At 66.6% G+C, this 13,626-nt stretch carries 15 protein-coding genes; 5 read left to right on the top strand and 10 right to left on the bottom strand.

Going from position 1 to position 13,626, the window contains the following annotated elements; all coding sequences use genetic code 11:
* Positions 1 to 64: 64 nt before the first annotated feature.
* The 6 genes from aroG to ACX17K_RS14835 all read right to left on the bottom strand — a co-directional run bounded on the left by aroG (position 65) and on the right by ACX17K_RS14835 (position 4,480).
* Positions 65 to 1,123, bottom strand: coding sequence for a 3-deoxy-7-phosphoheptulonate synthase AroG (aroG, locus tag ACX17K_RS14860; protein ID WP_231150211.1), 1,059 nt, complete (start codon positions 1,121 to 1,123; stop codon positions 65 to 67).
* A gap of 134 nt (positions 1,124 to 1,257) precedes the next feature.
* Positions 1,258 to 1,668 (bottom strand): RNA polymerase-binding protein DksA, encoded by a 411-nt coding sequence (gene dksA / locus ACX17K_RS14855; protein WP_021478430.1) that lies wholly within the window; start codon positions 1,666 to 1,668, stop codon positions 1,258 to 1,260.
* A 284-nt stretch (positions 1,669 to 1,952) separates the two neighbouring features.
* On the bottom strand, positions 1,953 to 2,258 hold the full coding sequence (locus ACX17K_RS14850) for a c-type cytochrome (protein ID WP_046156063.1): 306 nt from the start codon (positions 2,256 to 2,258) through the stop codon (positions 1,953 to 1,955).
* A 79-nt stretch (positions 2,259 to 2,337) separates the two neighbouring features.
* Entirely contained in the window at positions 2,338 to 2,919 is a 582-nt protein-coding gene (locus tag ACX17K_RS14845; protein ID WP_166438753.1) for a YggT family protein, read from the bottom strand.
* 9 nt (positions 2,920 to 2,928) lie between these two features.
* Positions 2,929 to 3,732, bottom strand: a complete 804-nt coding sequence (gene proC / locus ACX17K_RS14840; RefSeq protein ID WP_493775410.1) for a pyrroline-5-carboxylate reductase — start codon at positions 3,730 to 3,732, stop codon at positions 2,929 to 2,931.
* 52 nt (positions 3,733 to 3,784) lie between these two features.
* Positions 3,785 to 4,480, bottom strand: coding sequence for a YggS family pyridoxal phosphate-dependent enzyme (locus tag ACX17K_RS14835; protein WP_493775409.1), 696 nt, complete (start codon positions 4,478 to 4,480; stop codon positions 3,785 to 3,787).
* A 137-nt stretch (positions 4,481 to 4,617) separates the two neighbouring features.
* Between ACX17K_RS14835 and ACX17K_RS14830 the strand changes: the two genes are divergently transcribed.
* From ACX17K_RS14830 to thpR, 5 genes are all read left to right on the top strand, one after another.
* On the top strand, positions 4,618 to 5,655 hold the full coding sequence (locus ACX17K_RS14830; RefSeq protein WP_347370408.1) for a type IV pilus twitching motility protein PilT: 1,038 nt from the start codon (positions 4,618 to 4,620) through the stop codon (positions 5,653 to 5,655).
* An 88-nt stretch (positions 5,656 to 5,743) separates the two neighbouring features.
* Positions 5,744 to 6,880: a PilT/PilU family type 4a pilus ATPase gene (locus ACX17K_RS14825; protein WP_493775408.1), complete on the top strand. Its 1,137-nt coding sequence runs from the start codon at positions 5,744 to 5,746 to the stop codon at positions 6,878 to 6,880.
* Between the two features lie 25 nt (positions 6,881 to 6,905).
* The gene (locus ACX17K_RS14820; RefSeq protein WP_493775407.1) at positions 6,906 to 8,519 is read left to right on the top strand and encodes a response regulator; all 1,614 of its coding nucleotides are present in this window, start codon (positions 6,906 to 6,908) and stop codon (positions 8,517 to 8,519) included.
* A gap of 50 nt (positions 8,520 to 8,569) precedes the next feature.
* Entirely contained in the window at positions 8,570 to 10,183 is a 1,614-nt protein-coding gene (locus ACX17K_RS14815; RefSeq protein ID WP_493775406.1) for a response regulator, read from the top strand.
* A gap of 7 nt (positions 10,184 to 10,190) precedes the next feature.
* A complete protein-coding gene (thpR, locus tag ACX17K_RS14810; protein WP_493775405.1) occupies positions 10,191 to 10,715 on the top strand; it encodes an RNA 2',3'-cyclic phosphodiesterase in 525 nt (174 codons plus the stop codon).
* Here thpR and ACX17K_RS14805 read toward each other — a convergent pair.
* From ACX17K_RS14805 to fba, 4 genes are all read right to left on the bottom strand, one after another.
* Positions 10,699 to 11,484, bottom strand: coding sequence for a TIGR00266 family protein (locus ACX17K_RS14805; protein WP_493775404.1), 786 nt, complete (start codon positions 11,482 to 11,484; stop codon positions 10,699 to 10,701). The genes thpR and ACX17K_RS14805 overlap by 17 nt on opposite strands.
* 26 nt (positions 11,485 to 11,510) lie before the next feature.
* A complete protein-coding gene (gene moaE / locus ACX17K_RS14800) occupies positions 11,511 to 11,987 on the bottom strand; it encodes a molybdopterin synthase catalytic subunit MoaE (protein ID WP_493775403.1) in 477 nt (158 codons plus the stop codon).
* Position 11,988: 1 nt separating this feature from the next.
* Positions 11,989 to 12,240 carry a molybdopterin converting factor subunit 1 gene (moaD, locus tag ACX17K_RS14795; RefSeq protein WP_493775402.1) on the bottom strand — a complete coding sequence of 84 codons (252 nt, stop codon included), beginning with the start codon at positions 12,238 to 12,240 and terminating at the stop codon, positions 11,989 to 11,991.
* A gap of 286 nt (positions 12,241 to 12,526) precedes the next feature.
* Positions 12,527 to 13,591 carry a class II fructose-bisphosphate aldolase gene (fba, locus tag ACX17K_RS14790; protein ID WP_493775401.1) on the bottom strand — a complete coding sequence of 355 codons (1,065 nt, stop codon included), beginning with the start codon at positions 13,589 to 13,591 and terminating at the stop codon, positions 12,527 to 12,529.
* Between the last annotated feature and the right edge of the window lie 35 nt (positions 13,592 to 13,626).

Raw genomic sequence — 13,626 nt, 5'->3', positions numbered from 1 at the left:
GTCGAAGCGGAAACGACGATGCCCCGCCAAGGCGGGGCATCGGGCGGCCGAAACCGGCTGGCGCTTACGCGGCGGCGCGGCGCGCCTTGACCGCGTCTGCCAGCTGACGCAGCAGCTTCTCGGTATCGTCCCAGCCCAGGCAGCCGTCGGTGATGCTCTGGCCGTACTTCAGCTCGCAGCCCGGCTTCTGGTCCTGGCGGCCCTCCACCAGATGGCTCTCCACCATTACGCCGAAGATGCCGCGCTCGCCGCCGGCGATCTGGCCGGCGACATCGGTACTGACTTCCATCTGGCGGCGGTAGTCCTTGCGGCTGTTGGCGTGGCTGAAGTCCACCATCAGCTTTTGCGGCAGGCCGACGGCGGCCAGCTCAGCGGCGGCGGCGCGCACGTGCTCGGCCGAGTAGTTGGGCTCCTTGCCGCCGCGCAGGATCACGTGGCAGTCCGGGTTGCCGCCAGTGGAGACGATGGCGGAATGGCCGGTCTTGGTCACCGACAGGAAATGGTGCGGCACGCTGGACGAGCGGATCGCGTCGACGGCGATCTTCAGGTTGCCGTCGGTGCCGTTCTTGAAGCCCACCGGGCAGGACAGGCCAGAGGCCAGCTCGCGGTGCACCTGGCTTTCGGTGGTGCGGGCGCCGATCGCGCCCCAGCTGATCAGGTCGGCGAAGTACTGCGGCGTGATCATGTCCAGGAATTCGGTGGCGGCCGGCATGCCCAGGCTGTTCAGCGTCAGCAGCAGGCGGCGCGCGATGCGCAGGCCTGCGTTGATGTCGTAGGACTCGTTCAGGTGCGGGTCGTTGATCAGGCCCTTCCAGCCGACGGTGGTGCGCGGCTTCTCGAAGTACACCCGCATCACCACCACCAGCTCGTCCGCCAGCGCGGCGCGCAGCGGCGCCAGCTTCTGGGCGTACTCGACCGCGGCGTCGACGTCGTGGATGGAACAGGGGCCGATCACCACCAGCAGCCGGTCGTCCTCGCCGCGCAGCAGGGCCGAGATCTCGCGACGGGTGTTGTAGATCAGCTCGGACGCCGATTCGCTGATCGGCAGTTCGTACAGGTGGGCGATCGGGGGAAGCAGTTCCTTGATTTCACGGATTCTGACGTCGTCGGTCTGGCGTTGCATGCGGTAGTCCCTTGTGGCTATGTCGTTTTCTGCATAGCAGCAAGATAACCGGATTTGTCCGCGGGTGACAACCGCCAGACAAAAAGCGCCACGGCCTGGCGGCGGTGGCGCTTGATGTCGGGAAGAGGCGACGCTTAGTCGGCGTACTGGCGCTTCATCCGTTCGCGGCGCTCCTGCGCCTCGACCGACAGCGTGGCGGTCGGACGGGCCATCAGGCGCTTCAGGCCGATGGGTTCGCCGGTGTCTTCGCAGAAGCCATAGGAGCCGTCATCGATCTGGCGGATGGACGCCTGGATCTTTTGCAGCAGCTTGCGCTCGCGGTCGCGAGTGCGCAGCTCCAGCGCGTACTCTTCTTCCAGAGTTGCGCGGTCAGCCGGATCGGGCGTGGCTTCCTGTTCTTGCAGGTGGTTGGCGGTAGCGTTGGCGTTTACCAGCAACTCCTGCTGCATTTGCAACAACCGGTCCTTGAAAAACTCAAGGTGGTCGGCGTTCATGTAATCATCGCCTTCCCAGTTGAGGATATCCTGTTCGGTCAGCTTGGCCATGTTTGGTGCTTCCAGCATAGAGTTGGCAACAGGCGGAGAAGATTACCGGCGGGCTAATGTTTGCGCAACTGTATTCAGCGCGAATCCCAATAATCACCGATTGCACTAACATTTTATATAGCCCGTTTCAGTACCGATAACAAGTCCGCCCGAATTGGCAGAAATATAATGGGAATGCCGGTTTCGACCCGATGTCCGCTGACAAGTTCAAAGGCGGCAAAAGCCGCCTTTGAATCCGGGCGAATCCGTTGCGGACTTGCCTCATTACAGCCGGATGCCGGTGTTTATTTCTGGCTCAGCACCCACTTCACCAGCGCCTTCAGGTCGGCGTCGGGAATATTCGGGTGCGGGGTCATCGGGATCGGCCCCCAAACGCCGGAGCCGCCGTTCTTCACCTTGGCGATCAGCTTGGCCTCGGCGCCCTTGTCGCCGGCATATTTCTTTGCCACATCCTTGTACGCGGGGCCGACCAGCTTCTTGTCCACCGTGTGACAGGCGGTGCAGCTGTATTTCTGCGCCAGCTGCATGTTCGCCATCGCCGGCGCGGCGGCTGCGCCCAGCAGCAGGGCGGCGAGCAAGGTTTTTTTCATCGAGGTTCTCCCTATCGCGTTTCACGTGGCCGCCCGGACGGGCGGCCATTGTCAAAAGTATGACAAATAACCTGTTTTATCATCCCATGACATTGAGTTGGGTCAAGAACACTGCTTCAAGCCAGGCGACCGGCGCCGCCAGGATCACCCAGACGATCACCGACAACGCCATCGGCGCCAAATCGACCCCGCCCACCACCGCGCGGCGGAACGGGCGCAGGAACGGCCGGGTTAGGCTGTCCAGCACCGGCGCCAGCGGATTGTAGGGATTGACCCAGCTGAGCACCGCCTGGACGATCACCGCGCCCAACAGCAGCTTCAGCGACAGCTGGAACACCGCCAGCACCGACCACAGCGACAGCACCATCCAGGCCTGCGGCAGCGCGAAGATCTCCGGCCGCCACCACAGCAGCACCATCAGCACCCGCGCCAGCAGGCACACCAGCCAGGCCAGCAGCAAGGTGGCGGTGTCGTAGCTGCGCACCGACGGCACCAGCTTGCGCGTCGGCAGCACCAGGAAGTTGGTGGCCGCCACCACGAACTGGCACAAGGGGTGCTTGAACGGCGCGTGGGCAACCTGCAGGTAGAAGCGCAGCACCAGCACCAGCGCGAACAGGTCGGTCAGAATCTGGATCAGGGATTGCAAGGTAGAAACGAACATGATGCGGCATCACTCCTGGCTGAGTTCGCGGCCCATCTCGATCGAGCGGTCGCGGCAATCCATCGCGCCGGCGACGATGGCCGCCTTGACGCCTTCGGCTTCGAAGCGCGCGATCGCGCGCTCGGTGGTGCCGCCCTTGGACATCACGTTCCGGCGCAGCTCGGCCACCGGCAGCGGGCTCTGCCGCGCCAGCTCCACCGCGCCGTCGAACGTCGCCAGCGCCAGCTCGCGCGCCTGGGCTTCGCTGAAGCCGGCTTTCACGCCGGCCTCTATCATGCTTTCAATGAAATAGAACACATAGGCCGGGCCGCTGCCGGACACGCAGGTGATGTCGTCGATGCCGGCCTCGTCGGCCAGCCACACGGTCAGGCCGGCGGCGCGCATCACAGTCTCGGCCGCCTCGCGGTCGGCGGCGGACGCCGCGGCGTCGGCGTACAGGCCGGACACGCCCTTGCCGACCATGGCCGGGGTGTTGGGCATCACCCGCACGATGCGGCGACTGCCCAGCCAACGCGCCAGCGCGTCCAGACGGATGCCGGCGGCGATCGACACCGTCAGCGCGCCGTTAAGCACAGGCGCCAGCGCCAGACACAGCTCGCGCAGCTGCTGCGGCTTGACCGCCAGCACCACCACGTCGTCGGCGGAAAAGCGCTCGGGCAGCGCCTGGCCGCCGCTGCAGCCGTAGTCGGCCGCCAATTGGTCCAGCTTGTCCTGCTGATGCTCCACCACGTGGATGCGGTGGCCGCCCTGGCGGGCCAGCCCGCCGATGATGGCGCCGGCCATATTGCCGCCGCCGATGAATGTGATCCGCATAACGTCCCCTTGTGTATGCGTCGGCTCCGGCGCGCGCCGGAAACCGGGATGTTCAATGTTGGTAGTCGCGCTGGCCGAAGATGGCCGAGCCCACCCGCACCAGCGTGGCGCCTTCGGCCACCGCCGCCTCCAGATCGGCCGACATGCCCATCGACAATGTGTCGAGCGCCAGCCCCTCGGCGTTCAGCTGCTGCTGCAGGCCGCGCAGCCTGGCGAACTGCGCCGCCAGCCGGACGGCGTCCTGCGTCGGTTCCGGAATGCACATCAGGCCGCGCAGGCGCAGCCTGGGCAGCGCCGCCGCCGCGCGCGCCAGCGCCGCGGCCTCCTCGGGCGCGCAGCCGCTCTTGCTGTCCTCGCCGGACACGTTGACCTGCACGCAGACGTTCAGCGGCGGCAAACCGTCCGGGCGCTGCGCCGACAGCCGCTCGGCGATCTTCAGCCGGTCGATCGAGTGCGCCCAGTGCGCGCGCTCGGCGACGACGCGGGTCTTGTTCGACTGCAGGGGCCCGATGAAGTGCCATTCTATATCCAGGCCGGCCAGCGCCTCGCACTTCTGTTGCAACTCCTGCACATAGTTCTCGCCGAAGGCGCGCTGGCCGCAATCATAGGCGGCGCGCAAGTCATCGGCGGGAAAGGTCTTGCTGACCGCCAGCAGCGTCGCGGCGCCCGGCTCGCGGCCGGCGGCGGCGCAAGCCGCGTCCAGCCGCAGCCGCACCTGCTGCAGTCGGGAAGAAAGGGAATCGGTCATGTCGTTTTCATTTCCGTGAAGCGCCCGGCGCGGACGCGGCGGGGATATCCGGCCGCCCGGCAAGCGCATACAATGGATTGCGGATCCGGCCATGCCAACGGAAAACCGGCGGGCGACTATGCATAGTGGAGAATTATATGGAAATTTCCGAGCTCCTGGCTTTTACCGTCAAGAACAAGGCTTCCGACCTGCACCTGTCGGCCGGCCTGCCGCCGATGATTCGGGTCAACGGCGACATCCGCCGGATCAATCTGCCGCCGCTGGACCACCATGACGTGCACGACATGGTGTATGACATCATGAACGACTACCAGCGCAAGACTTTCGAAGACACCTACGAGTGCGACTTCTCGTTCGAGCTGCCCGGCATCGCCCGCTTCCGCGTCAACGCCTTCATCCAGAACCGCGGCATGGCCTCGGTGTTCCGGGTGATTCCGAGCAAGGTGCTGACGCTGGAGCAGCTGTCGGCGCCGCGCATCTTCCAGGACATCGCCAACTACCCGCGCGGCCTAGTGCTGGTCACCGGCCCCACCGGCTCCGGCAAGTCGACCACGCTGGCGGCGATGATCGACTATGTCAACGAAAACGCCTTCTCGCACATTCTTACCGTGGAGGACCCGATCGAGTTCGTCCACGAAAGCAAGAAGAGCCTGATCAACCAGCGCGAGCTGGGCCTGCAGACCCACAGCTTCGCCAATGCGCTGAAAAGCGCGCTGCGCGAAGACCCGGACGTGATCCTGGTCGGCGAATTGCGCGACCTGGAAACGATACGGCTGGCGCTGACCGCCGCCGAAACCGGCCACCTGGTGTTCGGCACGCTGCACACCAGCAGCGCGGCCAAGACCATAGACCGGATCGTCGACGTGTTTCCGGCCGGCGAAAAGGAAATGGTGCGCTCGATGCTGTCGGAATCGGTGCGGGCGGTGATCGCCCAGACGCTGCTGAAAACCAAGGACGGCTCGGGCCGGGTGGCCGCGCACGAGATCATGATAGGCACGCCGGCCATCCGCAATCTGATCCGCGAGAACAAGATCGCCCAGATCAATTCGATGATACAAACCGGCCAGCAGCACGGCATGCAGACGCTGGACCAGTGTCTGTCCGACCTGACCCGGCGCAATATGGTGTCGCCGAACGAGGCGCGCGCCAAGGCCAGCAACAAGGACGCGTTCTGAGCCCCGCCACGGCGGGGGCCGGCCGCGACCGCCCGCCGCGACGATAGCGGGCTAGACTGTATCAGCAGCTTACGCAGGAAACGCCGCCATGGAAAAAGACCAGGCCTCGAAATTCATCCACGACCTGCTCAAGCACGCGACAGGCAAGAACGCCTCCGACATCTTCATCTCCGCCGAATTTCCGCCGGCGATGAAGATAGACGGCAAGATCACGCCGGTGGCGCCGCAGGCGCTGACCGCCCAGCAAAGCAAGGAGCTGGTGCGCGCGGTGATGAACGACCGCCAGACCGAAGAGTTCGAGACGAAGAAGGAAGCCAATTTCGCGATCAACCCGCCCGGCGTCGGCCGCTTCCGCGTCAGCGCCTTCATCCAGCAGGGCATGGCGGGCATGGTGCTGCGCAAGATCAACACCGACATCCCCACCTTCGACCAGCTGACCCTGCCCGAGGTGCTGAAGGACATCGCGCTGATCAAGCGCGGGCTGGTGATCTTCGTCGGCGGCACCGGCTCGGGCAAATCCACGTCGCTGGCCGCGCTGGTGGATTGGCGCAACACCCATAACCAGGACCACATCATCACGATCGAAGACCCGATCGAGTACGTGCACACCCACAAGAAATCCATCGTCACCCAGCGCGAGATCGGCGTGGACACCGAGAACTGGGAAATCGCGCTGAAGAACACGCTGCGCCAGGCGCCGGACGTGATCCTGATGGGCGAGATCCGCGATCGGGAAACCATGGCCTACGGCCTGCAATTCGCCGAAACCGGCCATCTGTGCCTGGCGACGCTGCACGCCAACAACGCCAACCAGGCGCTGGACCGCATCCTCAACTTCTTCCCCGAAGAACGCCACCAGCAGGTGCTGATGGACCTGTCGCTGAACATGCGCTCCATCATTTCGCAGCGGCTGGTGCCGCACAAGTCCGGCAGCGGCCGGGTAGCGGCGGTGGAAATCCTGCTGAATAGCCCGCTGGTGTCGGACATGGTGTTCAAGGGCGAGATCGCCGGACTGAAGGAAGTGATGGGACGCTCGCGCGAGGCCGGCATGCAAACCTTCGACCAGTCGCTGTTCGAGCTGTACGAAGCCGAGCTGATCACCTACGAGGACGCGCTGCGCAATGCCGACTCCATCAACGACCTGCGCCTGAGAATCAAGCTGTACAGCGAGAGCGCGCGCAACCGCGACCCGCTGGAAGGCATAGACCACCTGGATATCGTCTGAGACCGGCCCCGCGCCGGCACCCACCATGCAATTCGACGCCAACACCACCGTACTGATCATCGAAGACTCCCACACCGTGCGCCAGGGGCTGCGCACCATGCTGTCCATGGCCGGCATCACCCGCTCCGACGCCGTCAGCAACGCCAGCGAGGCCCGCAACCGGCTGCGCGGCAAGCCCTACGAAGTGGTGCTGTGCGACTACAACCTGGGCGAGGGCATGGACGGCCAGGAATTGCTGGAGGCGATGCGCAAGGGCGGCAACCTGCCCTTGTCCACCATCTGGATCATGATCACCGGCGAGCGCCACTACGAACGGGTGGTGGCCGCCGCCGAGATGGCCCCCGACGACTACATCCTCAAGCCGTTCGCCTCCCAACTGCTGCTGGACCGGATGAACCTCGCCGGCCAGCGCAAGACCTTCCTCGCGCCGGCGCACAAGCTGCTGGCCCAGGGCAAGGTGGAGCAATCGATACAGGTGCTGCTGCAGCTGGCGCGCGAGACGCAGAACCCGCAGTACCGGCTGGACGCCAAACGCCTGGCCGCCGAACTGCTGGTCAACGAGGGCCGCCAGGGCGAGGCGCTGACCATCTACCAGGAGCTGCTGACCCAGCGCGTGATCCCCTGGGCCAAGATGGGCGTCGCCCGCATCGTCGCCGAGCAGGGCGAGAGCCAGGAATCCAACGCGCTGCTGCGCGAGATCATCGCCGACGCGCCGCGCTACACCGACGCCTACGACCTGCTGGCGCAGAACCTGATCGACGACGGCCAGTACCAGACCGCCGCCGTGGTGCTGGAAAAGGCGGTGGCGATCTCGCCGCGCAATTTCAACCGGCTGAAGAGCTGCGGCACCGCGCTGCTGCGCTGCGGCGACCCGACCAAGGCCGCCGACTACCTGCAGCGGGCAGTGGAAATCGGCCGCAACAACAACTTTTTCGGCCCCGACGTGCTGGTGGACCTGCTGCAGGCCTACAGCGAGAGCGGCCAGACCCAGCAGCTGGACCGGCTACAGGCGGAGATCGCCGGCCGCATCGACGAGCTGCCCGGCGGCAAGCTGACGATGGCGGTCTGCCGCGCGATGACCGCGCTGGCCCAACAGCGGCCCAGCGACGCGCTGGCCCAGCTGCAGGGCGTGGCCGGCGAGCTGCGCGCCCGCGAAACCGACTTCTCCTCCGCCCAGCGCTTCCTGTCCGCCGCAGTGCGGCTGCCGGCCGAACTGAGCAACGAGCTGCCGCAGCAATGGGGACACGGCATCGCGCTGCGCTTCGCCGACGGCCGCCACGAACTGGGCACGCTGCTGGAAATCTCCCACAAGCACGAAGCCGGCCACGCCGCCATCGAAAACGCCTACGAAACGCTGCAGCAGGAGAGCAACAAGGCGGTGGAGCTGGCCGGCAACGGCAAGCTGGAAGAGGCCGCCACGATGCTGTACCAGCTGTCGCAGGAAACCCTGAACGAACGCATCAGCATGAACGCCTGCGCGCTATTGCTGCGCAACTGCGAAAACCTCCACAAGGCGAACCGCGACTTCGCCGAGGCGCAGCGCCAGGTGCAGCGGCTGATCGACTGGCTGCCGGAAGACAACGAGCGCGTGCGCGGCTTCCTGCGCCGGCTGCACGCGCTGAACCCCGACTGCGAATAAACCCGCCCGGCAACCCTTCCGCCGGCGCGCCGGCCCACGCGAGAGGCGATATGGCATTCGACGAAAACACCACGGTGCTGATCGTGGACGACGCCCACAGCATGTCCCAGGGCATACGCGCCATCCTGGCCATGGGCGGCGTCACCCAATCGGAAACCGCCAGCCACGCCGGCGAGGCGCAGAACCGGCTGCGCGGCCGCCGCTACGACGTGGTGCTGTGCGATTACAACCTTGGCCTGGGCATGAATGGCCAGGAGCTGCTGGAGGCGACCCGGCGCTCCGGCGCGCTGCCGCTGTCCACGCTGTGGGTGATGATCACCGGCGAGCGCAACTACGGCCAGGTGGCCAGCGCCGCCGAGCTGGTTCCCGACGACTACATCCTCAAGCCCTTCACCACCCAGCAGCTGCTGGACCGGCTGGAGGCGGCCGCCCGGCGCAAGGCCTTCCTCTCTCCGGCGCACCGGCTGCTGGACAAGGGCAAGACCGAACAGGCGATCCAGACCCTGGGCGGCTTGATCGCCGAAGCCGACAGCCGCCAGCGGCGGCTGGACGCGCAGCGGCTATGCGGCGAGCTGCTGGCGCGCGAAGGCCTGCACGAAGCCGCGCTGCGGCTCTACCGCGAGGTATTGTCCAAGGACGAGCTGCCCTGGGCCAAGATGGGCGTCGCCCGCATCCTGTCCGAGCAGGGCGACGGCGGCGGCGCCAACGCGCTGCTGGACCAGGTGATCGCCGAAGCCCCGCGCTACACCGAAGCCTACGACCTGCTGGCGCAGAATCTGACCGACGACGGCAACTATTCGGACGCCGCCGGCGCGCTGGAAAAAGCGGTGGCGATCTCGCCGCGCAACTTCAGCCGGCTGCACCACTACGGCACCGCGCTGCTGCGCAGCGGCGAGGCGACGCGGGCGGTGGAGCCGCTGCAGCGCGCGGTGGACATCGGCCGCGGCAACAGCTTCTTCGGACCGGAAGCGATGGTGGACCTGCTGCAGGCGCGCTGCGAAAGCGGCCAGACCCAGCAGCTGGACCGGCTGCAGCACGACATCGCCGCGCGCCAGGGCGAGCTGCCCGGCGGTCCGCTGACGATGGCGGTGTGCCGCGCGATGACCGCGCTGGCCCAGCAGCGGCCGCAACAGGCCCATACCCATCTGGCCGAAGCCGCCGAATGGATCGCCGCGCCGGAAACCGACTTCGCCAGCGCGCTGCGCCTGCTGTCGGCGGCCGCCAAGCTGCCGGACGGCGAAGGCGCCGAGCGCGCGCCGGACTGGGCGCGCGCGATCGCGCTGCGTTTCGCCGACAGCCGCCACGAGCTGGGCAGCCTGCTGGAAGTGGCCGCGCCGCGGCCGGCTTGCGGCGACGCTGCGCGCGCCGCCTACGCCGAGCTGCAGGACAAGAGCCGCGCCGCGCTGGACCAAGCCAACCAGGGCCGGCTTGAGACCGCCGCCGAGATGCTGCACGCCGACGCGATGCGGACGCTGAACTGCCGGCTGGGCCTATATGGCTGCGCGATGCTGCTGCGCATCGCCGAAAACCGGCAGGAGGCCGGCCAGGACTACGCCGGCGAGATGCAGAGCCTGCGCGAGCTGCTGCACTGGCTGCCACACGACAACGAACGGGTGCGCGGCTTCGTCAAGCGCCGCCAGGCGCTGATCCGCCACGAGGATTGAGGCCGGCATGCGCGCCTTCCTGGCCTGCCTGCCGCCGCCGGAATGCCTGGCCGGGCTGCAAGCATGGCAGAAGCGCTTGCGGCGACAGGCCGGCGGCCGCGCGCTTGCCGCGGCCCAGCTGCATCTGACCTTGGTTTTCCTGGGAGAACTGACGCCGCTGCGGCTGCAACAGGCCGCCGACTGCGCCGAACGGGCGGCGGCCAATCTACCGCCCGCCATCGTTCTGGACGGCTGCGGCAGCTGGCGCGATGTGGGCTGGTGCGGACCGGCCCATTCGCCGCCGGCGCTGTCCGCGTGGGTGGAACGACTGAAAACGGAGCTGCGCGCGGCGGGTTTGGCCATCGAGACGCAATCCTACCGCCCGCACCTGACCTTGCTGCGCCGCCTGGCGCGGCCGCTGCCGGAACAGACGCTGCCGCCGTTGGCGCTGCCATTGGCGGAAGTGGCGCTGCTGGCGTCCGAGCTGCGCGCCGACGGCGCCCGCCACTACCGGTTGGACGGCTGGCGGCGCGAACCTAGTTCTTGTCGCTGAACAGGCCGCCCAGCAGCGAGCCCTGTTCTTTAGATTCCCCGCCGGCGCGCGGCGCGGCGGCGACGATGCGGTCGGCCAGCCGCGACAGCGGCAGCGATTGCAGCCACACCCGCCCCGGACCGGTCAGCTTGGCGAAAAACAGACCCTCGCCGCTGAACAGCGCGCTCTTCAGCTTGCCGACGTATTCGATGTCGAAGTCGACGCTGGGCTGGTAGGCGACCACGCAGCCGGTATCCACCCGCACCGTCTCGCCCGGTTGCAGCTGCAGCTCGGTCAGCGCGCCGCCGGCATGGAGGAACACGTAGCCGTCGCCCTCCAGCTTCTGCATGATGAAGCCTTCGCCGCCGAACAGGCCGGTGCCGATGCGCTTCTGCCAGGCCAGGCCCAGGCTGACGCCCTTGGCGCCGGCGAGAAAGCTGTCCTTCTGCGCGTACAGCACGCCGCCCAGCTCCAGCAAATGCACCGGCACGATCTTGCCCGGCGTGGCGGCGGCGAAGGCCACCTTGCGCCGGCCGTGCGACTGGTTGGCGAATACCGTGGTGAACACCGACTCGCCGGTCAGCAGCCGCTTGCCGGCGCCCAGCAAGGAGCCCAACACGCCGCCGTCGCGGCCGGAGCCGTCGCCGAACACGGTGTCCATCGCGATGCCGTCCTGCATGTAGTACAGCGCCCCGGCCTCGCCGACCGCGGCCTCGCCCGGGTCCAGTTCCACCTCGACATACTGCATGTCGTCGCCGAACACCTGGTAGTCGATCACGTCCATCGTCATGTCCGCCCCCCCTTTGCAATCTCCGATCAAGCTTGGCCGGCCGGATCGTCCCAGCGCGCCGCCGCCGCCTCGTCGCTGGCCTTGGCGTCCACCCAGTGGCGGCTGCCGTCGGCCAGGATTTCGCATTTCCAGAACGGCGCCTGCCGCTTCAGATAGTCCATCAGGAAGGACGCGGACTCGAAGGCGTCGCGGCGGTGGCCGCTGGCCGCCACCACCAGCACGATGTCGTCGCCCAGCGCCAGCCGGCCGACGCGGTGGATCAGCGTCACCCCCTTCAACGACCAGCGCTTGCGCGCCTCGCAGACGATGTCGGCCAGCGCCTTCTCGGTCATGCCCGGATAATGCTCGAGCTCCAGCGCCACCACATCCTGGCGGTCGCCATAATCGCGCACCAGGCCGGTGAAGCTGACCACCGCGCCGCAAGCCGGATTGGCCGACCAGCGCCTGACCTCGGCGCCGACATCGAAGTCCTCGGTCTGCACCCGGATATGGTTGACGATCATATCAGCCCCCGGTCACCGGCGGAAACACCGCCACTTCGTCGCCGTCGGCCAGCGGCGTGTCCGGCCCCGCCATCTCCTGGTTCACCGCCACCCGGAACACCTTGTCCGCGGCCAGCTCCAGCGCCCAGGACTGGCCGCGCTGGCGCAGCTCGGCCAGCAGCTCGGCCACGTTGGCCGCTTCGCTGTCCAATTGCTCGCTCTCCACGCCCAGCGTCTCGCGCAGCCGGGCGAAATACAGCAGGCTCAATTTCATGGGTCCCTCCTGGTTCTTGATCCGAATACCGGCAGTGTATGCAAACCGCCGGGCCGGGCCAATGCCGGCGCGCAAACATCGTTCATTGGCAAAAAAAAACCCGCCGCGAGGGCGGGTAGGGCAGTCGGCATGGCAACCGGCGGCGCTCGGGTGAGCTAGGCCAGTGTGCATACGAATCCCATTCCTGAAATGACAAATGAATTATTGCTTCCCAGGCAAAGCCTTGCAAGCGCTTTTACATCTTGCTTACAAAGCCTGCCCCGCCTCATTCATCGTCATCCGGCGCTCAACGCACGATTTGCGCGAGCTCGCCCTTCAGGTATTTATTGGCCATGGCGTCCAGATTGACGGCCTTGATCTTGCTGGCCTGGCCGGCGGAGCCGAAGGCCTCGTAACGCGCGATACAGATGTCGCGCATCGCTTCGATGGTCTTGGCCAGGTATTTGCGCGGGTCGAACTCGGCCGGGTTCTTGGCCATGAACTGACGGATGGCGCCGGTGGACGCCAGACGCAGGTCGGTGTCGATGTTGACTTTGCGCACGCCGTGCTTGATGCCTTCGACGATCTCCTCGACCGGCACGCCGTAGGTTTCGCTGATGTCGCCGCCGAATTCGTTGATGATCTTCAGCCAGTCCTGCGGCACGCTGGAGGAACCGTGCATCACCAGGTGGGTATTGGGGATGCGGGCGTGGATTTCCTTGATGCGGTCGATGCGCAGCACGTCGCCGGTGGGCTTCTTGCTGAATTTGTACGCGCCGTGGCTGGTGCCGATGGCGATGGCCAGCGCGTCCACGCCAGTGTCCTTGACGAAGCGGGCGGCCTCTTCCGGATCGGTCAGCAGCTGGCTGTGGTCCAGCACGCCCTCGGCGCCGACGCCGTCTTCCTCGCCGGCCATGCCGGTTTCCAGGCTGCCCAGGCAGCCGATCTCGCCTTCCACCGACACGCCGCAGGCGTGGGCGAAGTTGACCACTGTGCGGGTGACGCCGACGTTGTAGTCGTAGTCGGCCGGGGTCTTGCCGTCCGACTTCAGCGAGCCGTCCATCATCACCGAGGAGAAGCCCAGCTGGATCGAGCGCTGGCAGACATCCGGGCTAGTGCCGTGATCCTGGTGCATCACCACCGGGATGTGCGGGAATTCTTCGATCGCGGCCAGGATCATGTGGCGCAGGAAGGGCGCGCCGGCGTATTTGCGGGCGCCGGCCGAAGCCTGCACGATCACCGGCGCGTCGACCTTGTCGGCGGCTTCCATGATGGCGCGCATCTGTTCCAGGTTGTTGACGTTGAAGGCCGGCAGGCCGTAGCTGTATTCAGCCGCGTGGTCCAGCAGCTGGCGCATGGAAACGAGTGCCATGAGTTTCTCCTTCGGGAAGCCCCGCGCTTCGCGGG

The organism is Chromobacterium sp. INPA-IVC (assembly GCF_059047085.1).
The sequence above is the reverse complement of the archived record's forward strand: the minus strand, read 5'-3'. Positions and strand labels throughout refer to the sequence as shown.

Coding starts and splice junctions, on each gene's coding strand:
- thpR (WP_493775405.1), top strand. CDS start 10,191: ATGCGCGCCTTCCTGGCCTGCCTGCCGCCGCCGGAATGCCTGGCCGGG.
- ACX17K_RS14850 (WP_046156063.1), bottom strand. CDS start 2,258: ATGAAAAAAACCTTGCTCGCCGCCCTGCTGCTGGGCGCAGCCGCCGCG.
- proC (WP_493775410.1), bottom strand. CDS start 3,732: ATGCGGATCACATTCATCGGCGGCGGCAATATGGCCGGCGCCATCATC.
- aroG (WP_231150211.1), bottom strand. CDS start 1,123: ATGCAACGCCAGACCGACGACGTCAGAATCCGTGAAATCAAGGAACTG.
- ACX17K_RS14815 (WP_493775406.1), top strand. CDS start 8,570: ATGGCATTCGACGAAAACACCACGGTGCTGATCGTGGACGACGCCCAC.
- moaE (WP_493775403.1), bottom strand. CDS start 11,987: ATGATCGTCAACCATATCCGGGTGCAGACCGAGGACTTCGATGTCGGC.
- ACX17K_RS14820 (WP_493775407.1), top strand. CDS start 6,906: ATGCAATTCGACGCCAACACCACCGTACTGATCATCGAAGACTCCCAC.
- ACX17K_RS14805 (WP_493775404.1), bottom strand. CDS start 11,484: ATGACGATGGACGTGATCGACTACCAGGTGTTCGGCGACGACATGCAG.
- dksA (WP_021478430.1), bottom strand. CDS start 1,668: ATGGCCAAGCTGACCGAACAGGATATCCTCAACTGGGAAGGCGATGAT.
- ACX17K_RS14835 (WP_493775409.1), bottom strand. CDS start 4,480: ATGACCGATTCCCTTTCTTCCCGACTGCAGCAGGTGCGGCTGCGGCTG.
- ACX17K_RS14845 (WP_166438753.1), bottom strand. CDS start 2,919: ATGTTCGTTTCTACCTTGCAATCCCTGATCCAGATTCTGACCGACCTG.
- ACX17K_RS14825 (WP_493775408.1), top strand. CDS start 5,744: ATGGAAAAAGACCAGGCCTCGAAATTCATCCACGACCTGCTCAAGCAC.
- moaD (WP_493775402.1), bottom strand. CDS start 12,240: ATGAAATTGAGCCTGCTGTATTTCGCCCGGCTGCGCGAGACGCTGGGC.
- ACX17K_RS14830 (WP_347370408.1), top strand. CDS start 4,618: ATGGAAATTTCCGAGCTCCTGGCTTTTACCGTCAAGAACAAGGCTTCC.
- fba (WP_493775401.1), bottom strand. CDS start 13,591: ATGGCACTCGTTTCCATGCGCCAGCTGCTGGACCACGCGGCTGAATAC.